This window comes from Acinetobacter sp. V89_7 (assembly GCF_029967895.1).
Taxonomy (GTDB): Bacteria; Pseudomonadota; Gammaproteobacteria; order Pseudomonadales; family Moraxellaceae; genus Acinetobacter; species Acinetobacter soli.
In genome coordinates this window covers 40,911-52,315 of the sequence record NZ_JASCAJ010000001.1, presented here as the reverse complement: position 1 = coordinate 52,315, position 11,405 = coordinate 40,911, and the positions used below count along the sequence as shown (strand labels likewise).

The following is an 11,405-nucleotide window of genomic DNA, read 5'->3' as shown; positions in this document are numbered from 1 at the left end:
AGACAAATTCAACGCAAAACACTTTCTTTCAACTTAACCCTGTAAGCTAAGTTGCTTTCGTGTATCGCGTCGGGATGAGTGCATTATAGGAGATTTTTTTTGGCACGCAAGTGTTTTTAAACCTTTGTTTTGCCGAGTGTTCTATTTTTATGCACCAACTTGATGCAAAAATTGCAAAATAACAACCTAAACCTCTAATTATAAAAGAGAAATATGAAATAAATATTTCTCTTTTATTTTATTTGCTTTTATTTGTGTGTGGTTTTTATTTGAACGCTCAAGATTTTTACCGCTTGTTTAGGTACATTTTGGTGCATTCCCACATTGGCAGTAGGTACATTTGCGATTTTATCGACCACATCCATACCCTTGGTCACTTTACCAAACACTGCATAACCTGCATCACGCGATGATGCATTTAAGAAGGTATTGTCTGCCACATTAATAAAAAACTGACTGGTGGCCGAATTTGGATTACTGGTTCGCGCCATTGCCAGTGTACCGCGTGTATTACTCAAACCATTTGATGCTTCATTTTTAATGGGAGCAGCCGTTGGTTTTTCTTTCATGTTGGACTCTAGCCCACCGCCTTGAATCATGAAGCCTGGAATCACACGATGAAAAATCGTGCCGTTATAAAAGTTACTCTTAATATAGTTTTCAAAGTTTTTTGCTGAAACAGGTGCCTTTTGATCATATAGCTCAATTTCAATATTGCCCAGTGTGGTTTTCATTTCCACCTGAGTATTAGCAAGCGCATGCGCACTCATGAGCAAAGCAGCAGATAAACATAACGATTGTTTGAGCATTTTAATTCCTGATACATCATTCAAAAAAAAGCCTTAGGCACCCATCTAATCAACTCATCTGATGATCAGCGAAGACCAGACTTGTTGACCTAAGGCATAAAGCGGATTCAGCATTTAAGCATATTTGTTCCAAAACTTACGAAAACCGCGACTCATCTGAATCAGGTTAGCTTTGGCTTGATGCGATACTGGCGTTAGATTAATAAAGCCATGTGTTTGATCGAGATACTCTTCAAAATGTACTTTAACGCCATTTTGACGTAGCTTGTGGCTGTAAATCTCACCTTCATCATGCAAGACATCATGCCCGGCCGTAACAATATAGGCAGGCGCCAGTTTTTTAAAATTGCCATAAGTTGGCGATATGATTGGATCATCCAGACGAACGTCATGCTGGGTCGCATAATAGTCCGTCACATAGTCGACATCATTTCCAGTCAACACCAATCCATCTTTATAGGCATAAAATGAGGGGTGACGGCTTTTAAAATCAACTACTGGATAAATCAGGAACTGCGCATCAGGCGCATAAACTTTACCCACTGCACGCTGCGCGATCACCGTACTGATATTTCCGCCCGCGCTATCTCCAGCCACCGCAATTCGATTTTTTAAGATTTTGAAGTGTCGTTTGTTTTGATATACCCATGCCAGTGCATCTTCACAGGATTGAATTAAACGTTGCGGCGAAACTTCGGGAGCGAGCGGATATTCAATACTGAGCACCTGAGCTTGACTGTATTTTGCAATTAAGCGACACGCTTCATCATGGGTATCTACACTACCAACGACAAATCCGCCTCCATGATAAAACACAATCATCGGCAATTTTTTGCTGGGTGCAGGATGATAATGCCGCGCAAAAATCGTTCCGCTTTGCAAAGGTAAACGGATATCCTCGACAGATGCAACAGCGGTGGGTTTACGTCGAATGGTTTGCATTTGCAGCTCAAACGCTTGACGAGATTGCTCTACATCGGAACCAATAAAGCCGACCAAACCTTGTTTAAGCTGGACAGCCATAAGGCATTTGGTAAAACTGTCTAACTGCGGATATTGATAGGGATAGCCCAATACGCGGACAAGCGATTCCTGCACAAATGAAGGAAGCTTATCGAGAACACGAGCCGCAGGCCCCTGACCTTTTTCAAGTAGTTCCTGAATATTTTGAGTAATGGCAACCACCGCTGTCTCCCTTCGATGTTTATATTTTTGGCATATGTGGGTCATGTATGACTATATTCTTGTTTAAAAGTGGCAATCAAGCCTGTTCTGTGTTGCTTTTATTAAACGTAGACGGTTTTTGTTAAATGTCATTGACCGCAGAAACACGGATTTTTCATGATTTGCCCATAAACATCAAATCAAATTGAGGTGGTCGTTCAATCGACAAAAAATAAACCCCTAAATCATCGGGTGACTTAGGGGTTTATTGATGGGTTTGTTACTGCACAATCCGTTGTGACATATTGATAAACAAACCAGAGTGAACATCCTGTTCGCTTTCAAACATCTTAATCGAATACCTCATGCTTACCCAGAGGAGATTCCTGCGCAAGCTGTAGGTTATTTCTTCGTCGACTGTCATCTTATGTAGACACTTGATCTCAGTAGCAGCTTTGATCAGGTTAAGTTTTTCGCCTAGGTGGCATCCTGAAGGCAAATAAACGATCTAATTAAGTGACCCGTACGCTGATATTACTGAATTGTTGAGGCGTCAGTAGACGGCTGTGCCATTTCAGGCGCTGCTTGTACAGGCTGTTGAGTTTGAGTTGAAGCACCCGCTTCAGCTGCAACACCACCTTGTACTCCGGCTTGCGGACTAGATGTTGTTTGAGCAGAACCAGATGCATTCAAACCGGCTTCAGAGGCACAGCCTACAGCAGTTAACGCAACACCGGCACACACCAACGACATAAGCGCTAATTTTTTCATGGGATCTTTCCTTTCACTATGACAAATTAAAAATATGCAAAGTCCAACTTTGCGCTGCCTATCATTCCCAATTTTTTTTAGTGGTGCTCGCACAATTCGTTGGAGTTTTTAGGCTTGCCAGTAGCGATTGTGAAATTTTTTATTAATCGATTTTTTTGCATAAAAACCTTCATGTTTTGCTTTAAAAGCTCGTAATTTTTTAATCTTTTTGATGTTTTTTGAAATTTTATGCTTTTTAGCGCATAAACCTGTTCTCACATATATTCATAAAAACCATACAAAGAAGATTACGCCGCGAAACAATGATTTTCGCGGCTCAGATACCCTTCGCTATGTGAGTTGTATTTCATGCAGGCTTTTTTTAAAAAAAGTTCTGCATCTGCAGATCTTGATTAGGGCCATTTCATCTCACCTTTAACCACTTTTGCACCCAGTTCCAGATTGCTGTTTTCAGTTAAAGTGGGATACTGCTGTTGCATGATTTGAATCACGTCGGCCGATGTTTTACTGGCCTGAACGGCTTTTTCATAATCTTTGATGTAATTAATCGAAAAATTAACCGCAGCCAAATCTTGTGGTGCATGCGCTGCCATATGTGCTGGAATCACGACTTTCGGATGTAACGCCTGAATACTGCTTAAGGTCTCTAGTACGGCTTGACGGTCTTGAGTGCGTGGTGTATCCGCCATCCACAAATGAATGCCTGACGACACAGCAATTCCGCCCACCACAGCTTGAGCATCTGGAATATATAAATACGTCAGTTCATTTTTGCCTTTGATTTCGATCTTTTGATCTCCAAGTTTCAAAGTTTTAGCTCGGTAAATTTCGGGCACGATGATCTTTGAAGGGGCATTTGCGCCCATAAGAGGTGACCAGTAGTTCACTTTGAGGGCCTGAGTTTGCTGAATATGCTGCACTGTTTCTGGTGTAGCTAAAATTTTGGCTGCCGGAAAGTATTGTTTTAACACATCCAAACCGAAGTAATAATCTGGATCGCCATAGCTGATAAAAATGGTATTGAGTGTTTTACCACTGTCGAGTATTTCGGCCGCAAGACGCAGTGCCTCAGATTTAGAAAACTGAGCATTGACTAGCATCACTTCTTTATCATTTTCAATGAGCGTCGAGGTCACACCAAAATGCTCTGGCTGTGCCACAAAGCTTTTAATCGTCACGGTTTGAGCAAAAGCCGTGCTGACTGCAAGGCTGGTCATTATGGCGGCAGCAAGTGTGGTATTTTTAATAAAATTCATATGTGTCTCCTAAAGATGGAATACACTTTAAGCTGCAACTTGTGTTTAATAAATCGGCATTTTCAAGATAAACTGTTGCATATCTTGCAACAATAATGTGGTTAATGATGGATACTTTAAAAGCCATGCGAGTTTTTGTCGCAATTGCTCATCATGGCAGTTTAGCCAGAGCTGCCGATCAGCTGGATTATTCGCGCGCCATGGTGTCACGTTATCTCCATCATTTAGAGCACACCTTCTCGATTCGCTTGTTTCAACGTAATACCCGTAAAATCTCACTAACGCCATCGGGTGAAAAAGCACTGCGTTACTGTGAAAATATTTTACAGCAGCAGTTGTTACTGCATGATTTAGCCGCGCATGAACAACAAAGCGGCAGCATTCGTCTTACCTGCGGTTTGTTTTTGTACCAGTTGGGACTGAATCGTTGTTTACGTGCCTTTCAGGCAGCTTATCCTCAAATTCAGTTTGATTTAACGCTCACAGAAAATGCATTGGATTTAATCGACGGCAATATCGATTTGGCGCTGCGCATTACGCAGAAAATTGCCGATGGCTTGATTGCACGCCCCATTTACACCATTGCTTCGACCTTTTGTGCCCATCCAGACTATTTGGCTCAAGCACCTGAATTGAACCATCCGAGCCAGTTATTGCAACACGCGTGTATCAGTCATCAACATTATAGTCAGTACTGGACGCTCATTGATGCCGAGCAGCATCCGCAAAATTATCCAATCCAGAGCAGCTTTAAAAGTAATGATGTGAATGCTTTATATGATATGTGTATAAATGGTCAAGGCATTGCCATGTTGCCCAGTTTATTGGTACAGCAAGATTTGGCAATGGGTCGACTGGTTCGTGTCTTACCAGAGTATACCGCAATCGATTTATCGCTCTCGCTGGTGTATGCCTCTCGACAGCATTTGCCGCACATGACCCAGATTTTGATTGCATTTTTAATGGAACATCTGGGCAATTACCTGAATTGTGAAGAATAATTTTTTTATCTGTTTTCTATGACTTGAATTTTTAAGCAATGCCCATACCTCTATGATTATTCACAAATGAACAAAATTCGTGGCAGTTCAGGAATTTGCAGTTACAAACACTGATGCCCAAAGGACTGTACATGTTTAAGAACCCTTTTAAACGGAGATCATCAATGGCTAATGAGCAAAACGAGCAGGCTCAAGACTTATCTTCAGAGCAAGCAGCACTTAACACTGAGCACACTCAAACTGAAGAAACCGAGCAGGTCGCTGAGATTAGCGTTGAAGATTTGCAAGCTCAGATCAGCAAGCTTGAAGAAAGCCTGAAGCTTGAAAAAGCACGCGCAGCCAATGCCATTTACGAAGCTGAAAAAGTAAAAGAACGCGCTGAACGTGAAGCAGAAAGTGCCAAAAAATTTGCGCTTGAAAAATTTGCAAAAGGCTTGCTCGATTCAGTCGACAACCTTGAGCGCGCCATTCAGGCTGCGGGTGACGAAAAAACACCTTTAGTTGAAGGTATTGAGCTGACCTTGAAATCATTGACCACTACGCTTGAAAAATTTGAAGTGGCTGCGGTAGATACCTCGAATGGCTTCAACGCCGACCTGCATCAGGCCGTCGGGATTGATCCAACAGCGAAGGCCGGTGAGATTGGCAATGTCTTACAAAAAGGCTATACCCTTTCAGGTCGTTTGTTGCGACCAGCCATGGTGACTGTCGGTCAATAATTGAATAAATCGGAACGTGTTTTGATTTTTTTTGATGAAAATGCTTGAAAAAAATCAATTCACTCTCATATCGGATAACAAGCAAAAACATTGCAAAAAAATTTTGAGGAATTGAACTCATGGCAAAAATTATCGGTATTGACTTAGGTACAACCAACTCATGTGTCGCTGTACTTGAGGGCGATAAAGTTAAAGTAATTGAAAACGCGGAAGGCGCGCGTACGACACCATCGATCATTGCGTATAAAGATGGCGAAATCTTGGTAGGTCAGTCTGCAAAGCGTCAGGCGGTAACGAACCCTAAAAACACATTGTTCGCCATTAAGCGTTTAATCGGTCGTCGTTACGAAGATCAAGCCGTACAAAAAGACATCGGCTTAGTCCCTTACAAAATCATCAAAGCAGACAATGGTGATGCGTGGGTTGAAGTAAACGACAAAAAATTAGCGCCACAACAGGTTTCTGCTGAAATCTTGAAAAAGATGAAGAAAACGGCTGAAGACTATCTGGGCGAAACAGTAACAGAAGCGGTGATTACTGTTCCTGCATACTTTAACGATGCACAGCGTCAAGCCACTAAAGATGCTGGTCGTATTGCAGGTCTTGATGTGAAACGTATCATCAACGAACCAACTGCTGCGGCACTTGCGTTTGGTATGGACAAGAAAGAAGGCGACCGTAAAGTTGCTGTTTACGACTTGGGTGGTGGTACATTTGACGTATCGATCATTGAAATTGCTGACCTTGATGGCGACCAGCAAATCGAAGTGTTATCGACCAACGGTGATACTTTCCTAGGTGGTGAAGACTTTGATAACGCATTGATTGAATACTTGGTTGAAGAATTCAAGAAAGAACAAAGTGTGAATCTGAAAAATGATCCGCTTGCGTTACAACGTTTGAAAGAAGCTGCTGAAAAAGCAAAAATTGAGCTTTCTTCGTCGAATGCGACTGAAATCAACTTGCCATACATCACGGCTGACGCAACTGGTCCGAAACACTTGGTGATCAACGTTACTCGTGCAAAACTTGAAGGTTTGGTTGCAGACTTGGTTGCGCGCACCATTGAACCTTGCCGTATTGCGCTTAAAGATGCAGGTCTTTCGACTTCTGATATCTCTGACGTGATCTTGGTCGGTGGTCAGTCTCGTATGCCACTTGTACAACAAAAAGTACAAGAGTTCTTCGGTAAAGAGCCACGTAAAGACGTGAACCCGGACGAAGCTGTGGCAATCGGTGCTGCAATTCAAGGTGCAGTATTGTCTGGTGACAAAAATGACGTATTGCTTCTTGACGTGACCCCATTGACTTTGGGTATCGAAACTATGGGCGGCGTACTCACAGCAATTATCGAGAAAAATACCACGATTCCTGCGAAGAAATCACAAGTGTTCTCGACTGCTGCTGACAACCAACCTGCTGTAGATATCTCGGTTTACCAAGGTGAACGTAAGATGGCTCAACAAAACAAATTGTTGGGTAACTTCCAATTAGGTGACATTCCACCTGCGCCACGTGGTGTGCCACAAATTGAAGTGTCTTTTGACATCAACGCCGACGGTATCTTGAAAGTATCTGCAAAAGACAAGAGCACAGGTAAAGAGCAATCGATCCAGATTAAAGCAAACTCAGGTTTGTCTGATGCTGAAATCGAAGCAATGATCAAAGATGCAGAAGCAAACGCCGAAGAAGACCGTAAGTTCGAAGAACTTGCAAAAGCGCGTAACGAAGCTGATGCATTAATTTCAAGCTCAAACAAAGCAGTGAAAGATCTTGGCGACAAAGTGACTGAAGATGAAAAAACTGCTGTTGCAACTGCGGTGACTGAACTTGAAGCAGCTACTAAAGAAAATGATGTAGACGCGATCAAAGCGAAAACTGAAGCGCTACAAAACATTTTGATGCCAATCACGCAACGTGCTTATGAGCAAGCTCAAGGCGCTGAAGGTGGTGCACAAGGTTTTGATCCAAATGCATTCCAAGGTGGCGAAGCTGGTCAGCAACAAAAAGCAGATGATGGCGTTGTCGATGCTGAATTCACTGAAGTGAAAGACGACAAAAAATAATTGATCGTTTTTTGAAAAAGCGTCCGATTTATCGGGCGCTTTTTTTATGTATATTGATATTATCCAAGAAACAACACTTTGCTGAAGGAACAGTAATGAAAAACAGCCTCTTTATTCAAACTCGCCATTCAAACACACAGCGCATTCAATGGATTAAACCGTCTGCGACAATCTTGTCACTCTTGGTTGTGCCCTTTGCATGGTGTGCGAGCGCCAATGTAGCAGCTCAGCAAATTGCGCTGGTGGGTACATGGACATCTATTCCGGATGCGCCGCTGGTGCAAAAGCCAGCTCAGGCCAGCGATGGGTTGTATCAACTTCAAATGAATGAGGATGGTACCTTAACGCCAACACATGTTTTTAAAATGAAAAGTCCTTCTTGGATTGTAAAATCTAAAGATGGACGTTTTGCTTACACCACCAACGAAGAAAATAAAGGTGAAGTGACTGCCATTTCAGTTCAGTCCAATCAAGTTAAAGTGCTCAATACAGTAGACAGCCATGGTGGACACCCGACGCATGCGTCCATCAGTCTCGATAATAAATTTCTGGTGGTTTCAAACTATTCAGCAATCGATAAAGATCGTGGTGGTGTGACTGTTTTTCCAATTTTGCCAAACGGCCATTTGGGTGAAAAAATTCAAAATATTGTTTTTTCGGAAGGATCAAACGTAGTAAAAGGTCGTCAGGACAGTGGCCATGCCCACTCGACGACGTTTAGTCCAGATGGTCAGTATTTGTATGCGGCCGATCTGGGCAATGACAAAGTATACGCCTTTCAATATCACCCCAATCAAACCCAGCCGCTCAAGGCAGATCCTCGCCGAGATGTGACCTTTGCTCCAGGTTCTGGCCCACGTCATATGGTCTTTTCCGCAAGTGGTCAACATGCATACGTGACCGCAGAAATGTCGAGTGAAATTGTGACCTTCAAGGTGCAAGATGGTTATCTGAAAAAAGTCGCCCAGAATAAACTGGTTGCAGCGCATGCAACACCTAAATTTAAGAGTGCCAGCGGCATTATTCTCAGTCCAGATGGCAAATACATTATCACTGCCAACCGCGGCTCACATAACGCTCTTTTGGTGTTTAAAGTTCAACCGAATGGTTTACTTGCTCAACCCGTGTCTTATAAAGCCAATGGCATTGAACCGCGTGCTTTTTCATTCGATACCACAGGTCGATATCTGTATGTAGCCAACGTATTTAGCAATAACATTAGCTTATTTCACTTTGACCCGAAGCACGGCACATTAAAGCCTGCTGGTGATGCCGCCAAGATATCTACACCGACAGATATTAAGTTCTTTGAATAATATAAACTAACAATCAGCACTGGGTTTACTCAAGTTAATGGATTAACTGATTGCCATTAAGCCTGTTGATCTGGTTTAAAAACTTTCAGTTTATTCCTTACTGGCCTGAGAAAATTCAAAATCCCACAAAAGGCGGTGATTGTATCTAAAATTTTGCCGTGCTACGGTATAAACAATATTGAAGATGAATGTCAATCGGGAGATATCAGTGAGTTATTATCATATTTTGATTGAAGTGAACGATCACATCAGCACAATTGAGCAAACACGTGATATCGAGATTTTTGATATTATTGAGATCAAACCCTTTTTACATTCGATTTTACTGCCGTATTTCAACGAACAAATTATTGAATTAGAAGATGAAAATCTTGATTACCAGGATATTTTACATCTTGAAGTTAAACAAACGCTGCTACCAATTAAAGACTTGATTGAAGAAGAACAAAAACTGCTACCAAGCGACACTGATGTCACCATCACGGCTTACGAAATTTTTAATGATCGTGAACTCAGCCAAGATGTCACCACCGTCATTATGGATATTTTAGAAGCCGTAAAATTGGATCAACCTCCAATCGAACTTTAACTATCAAACAGTCAGCATAAAAAAAGGGCGATACCGGTCTGATCGCCCTTTTTCATTTTATTGCATCATGCGTCTTGCTTGCTCTTGTCGGAAGGCACGTAAAATTTGTTGCCCCGCCCGACCCGTCGGATTTAGGCCCAATCGGGTTTGCTCTTGCTGAATCGCCTGACGACTTTTATCTCCAATCAAACCATCTACCGCCCCGATATCATAGCCACGCTGAAGTAAAAACTGCTGGATTTCACGGCGCTCGGCACGTGAGGTTCCCGGATCATCTGTGGGCCATGCGGTTAGAAAAGGTCCGGCACCTTGGAGACGATCTGACAAATGTGCAATTGCCAGACCATAACTTTCTGCGGCGTTATAGCTATAAATGGCATCGAAGTTTTTAAAGACCAAAAATGCTGGTCCGGTCGCACCTGCAGGTAGCATTAAGCCCGCTGGCGTATTCGACGAGAGATTTCCCTGAATTAAAGCCGTTCCATCTGCGCGTGTTAGGCCTTGTGCTAACCAGTAGCTCAGTGGACGTTTATTACGACGCCCTTCGCCCGAGACAGACATTCCGGGAGGTAATTGCACTTCAAAACCCCATGGCATCCCCGTTTGCCAGCCTGCCTGTTTTAAGAAATTGGCTGTCGATGCCAAGGCATCTGGCACACTTGAAACCAAATCGCGACGCCCGTCTCCATCAAAATCGACTGCCAATCGATCATAAGTCGATGGCATAAACTGCGTATGGCCAAACGCCCCTGCCCACGAGCCTTTTAACTGATCTAAACGCAGATCGCCGCGCTGTAAAATACGTAATGTGGTAAAAAATTCACCACGGAAATAACTTTGTCGACGCCCTTCACAGCTGAGTGTCCCCAGTGCCTGTAACAAAGGATATTTACCGGAAATATCACCATAATTACTTTCGACACCCCACACCGCCACAATGGTTTCAACAGGTACACCATACACCTGCGAGGCGCGGTTCAACACATCTCGATACTGTGCCAGTTTTTGCTTTCCAGCGTCTACACGTTCGTTATCGACCAAACCAGACAAATAATCCCAGATCGGCGTTGAAAATTCGGGCTGGTAATTAAGTTTATCTATGACTGAGTAATCTGGAGTCAAATTTTGTGTGTATTGGTCGTAGGTCGATTCAGAAACACCCGATGCAATCGCCTGTGAGCGTAGATTTGCAAGACAACGCTGAAAATTATCATTTTGTGGTGTAACGGCTGTGGTCATGACAGGTTTATTTGTGGTTGAGCCATTCACCACTTTTTCATTCAAAATTAATTCGGCATGCGCGGGCGCCATCAGCAATGAACACGTACCAAGAAAAAAAGACAAACGTCGCATTATTATCATCACCTGTTTTAAATTTAAAAAAGCAAATCCTGTGCTTACCTTAGCACTATGGCAACGAAATCAAAGCGTGAATTCGTAAATTTGAATTCATATTCTGCACTTTAAATTCAAAGTATAGAAAAAGTTATCCACACCACTCATTTTAAATTCAAAAACAGTTCGGGAAGTTTAAATTCAAATCCAGACATTTTAAATTCAAAAATTTTTCACGCTTTTATTGCATTCAAGCTGTGGATAAGTCACTTTAACTTGGTTTTGAATTCAAATCGCATCTAAAGAAAAACTTTGAATTCAAAGTTTTCATATTGTTTTAAATTTAAAGTTTTATTGTGCGCAGAATTTGAATTTAAAA

At 42.3% G+C, this 11,405-nt stretch carries 10 protein-coding genes; 5 read left to right on the top strand and 5 right to left on the bottom strand.

The features are described from left to right. Positions 1-248 precede the first annotated feature (248 nt). From QLG00_RS00225 to QLG00_RS00210, 4 genes are all read right to left on the bottom strand, one after another. Positions 249-809: a peptidylprolyl isomerase A gene (locus tag QLG00_RS00225; protein WP_004933392.1), complete on the bottom strand. Its 561-nt coding sequence runs from the start codon at positions 807-809 to the stop codon at positions 249-251. Positions 810-923: 114 nt separating this feature from the next. Next, positions 924-1,994: an alpha/beta hydrolase gene (locus tag QLG00_RS00220; protein WP_282470321.1), complete on the bottom strand. Its 1,071-nt coding sequence runs from the start codon at positions 1,992-1,994 to the stop codon at positions 924-926. A 513-nt stretch (positions 1,995-2,507) separates the two neighbouring features. Continuing rightward, positions 2,508-2,744, bottom strand: a complete 237-nt coding sequence (locus QLG00_RS00215; protein ID WP_004933398.1) for a hypothetical protein — start codon at positions 2,742-2,744, stop codon at positions 2,508-2,510. A gap of 392 nt (positions 2,745-3,136) precedes the next feature. Then, positions 3,137-4,000: an MBL fold metallo-hydrolase gene (locus QLG00_RS00210; protein WP_004944495.1), complete on the bottom strand. Its 864-nt coding sequence runs from the start codon at positions 3,998-4,000 to the stop codon at positions 3,137-3,139. Positions 4,001-4,107: 107 nt separating this feature from the next. On the opposite strand from QLG00_RS00210, the gene QLG00_RS00205 reads away from it, so the two are divergent. The 5 genes from QLG00_RS00205 (at position 4,108) to QLG00_RS00185 (ending at position 9,691) form a co-directional block, all read left to right on the top strand. After that, entirely contained in the window at positions 4,108-5,001 is an 894-nt protein-coding gene (locus QLG00_RS00205) for a LysR family transcriptional regulator (protein WP_040053956.1), read from the top strand. Positions 5,002-5,165: 164 nt separating this feature from the next. Beyond that, a complete protein-coding gene (gene grpE, locus QLG00_RS00200; RefSeq protein ID WP_004933414.1) occupies positions 5,166-5,720 on the top strand; it encodes a nucleotide exchange factor GrpE in 555 nt (184 codons plus the stop codon). A gap of 119 nt (positions 5,721-5,839) precedes the next feature. After that, positions 5,840-7,786, top strand: coding sequence for a molecular chaperone DnaK (gene dnaK, locus QLG00_RS00195; protein ID WP_004933419.1), 1,947 nt, complete (start codon positions 5,840-5,842; stop codon positions 7,784-7,786). Between the two features lie 95 nt (positions 7,787-7,881). Next, complete coding sequence (locus QLG00_RS00190; RefSeq protein WP_282470320.1) at positions 7,882-9,102, top strand: lactonase family protein; 1,221 nt, start codon at positions 7,882-7,884, stop codon at positions 9,100-9,102. A gap of 184 nt (positions 9,103-9,286) precedes the next feature. After that, the gene (locus tag QLG00_RS00185; protein WP_282470319.1) at positions 9,287-9,691 is read left to right on the top strand and encodes a hypothetical protein; all 405 of its coding nucleotides are present in this window, start codon (positions 9,287-9,289) and stop codon (positions 9,689-9,691) included. Between the two features lie 57 nt (positions 9,692-9,748). Here QLG00_RS00185 and QLG00_RS00180 read toward each other — a convergent pair whose 3' ends face one another. Continuing rightward, positions 9,749-11,044 (bottom strand): lytic murein transglycosylase, encoded by a 1,296-nt coding sequence (locus tag QLG00_RS00180; RefSeq protein ID WP_004933431.1) that lies wholly within the window; start codon positions 11,042-11,044, stop codon positions 9,749-9,751. Positions 11,045-11,405 lie beyond the last annotated feature (361 nt).

Coding starts and splice junctions, on each gene's coding strand:
- QLG00_RS00225 (WP_004933392.1), bottom strand. CDS start 809: ATGCTCAAACAATCGTTATGTTTATCTGCTGCTTTGCTCATGAGTGCG.
- QLG00_RS00215 (WP_004933398.1), bottom strand. CDS start 2,744: ATGAAAAAATTAGCGCTTATGTCGTTGGTGTGTGCCGGTGTTGCGTTA.
- QLG00_RS00210 (WP_004944495.1), bottom strand. CDS start 4,000: ATGAATTTTATTAAAAATACCACACTTGCTGCCGCCATAATGACCAGC.
- QLG00_RS00205 (WP_040053956.1), top strand. CDS start 4,108: ATGGATACTTTAAAAGCCATGCGAGTTTTTGTCGCAATTGCTCATCAT.
- grpE (WP_004933414.1), top strand. CDS start 5,166: ATGGCTAATGAGCAAAACGAGCAGGCTCAAGACTTATCTTCAGAGCAA.
- dnaK (WP_004933419.1), top strand. CDS start 5,840: ATGGCAAAAATTATCGGTATTGACTTAGGTACAACCAACTCATGTGTC.
- QLG00_RS00190 (WP_282470320.1), top strand. CDS start 7,882: ATGAAAAACAGCCTCTTTATTCAAACTCGCCATTCAAACACACAGCGC.
- QLG00_RS00185 (WP_282470319.1), top strand. CDS start 9,287: ATGAATGTCAATCGGGAGATATCAGTGAGTTATTATCATATTTTGATT.
- QLG00_RS00180 (WP_004933431.1), bottom strand. CDS start 11,044: ATGCGACGTTTGTCTTTTTTTCTTGGTACGTGTTCATTGCTGATGGCG.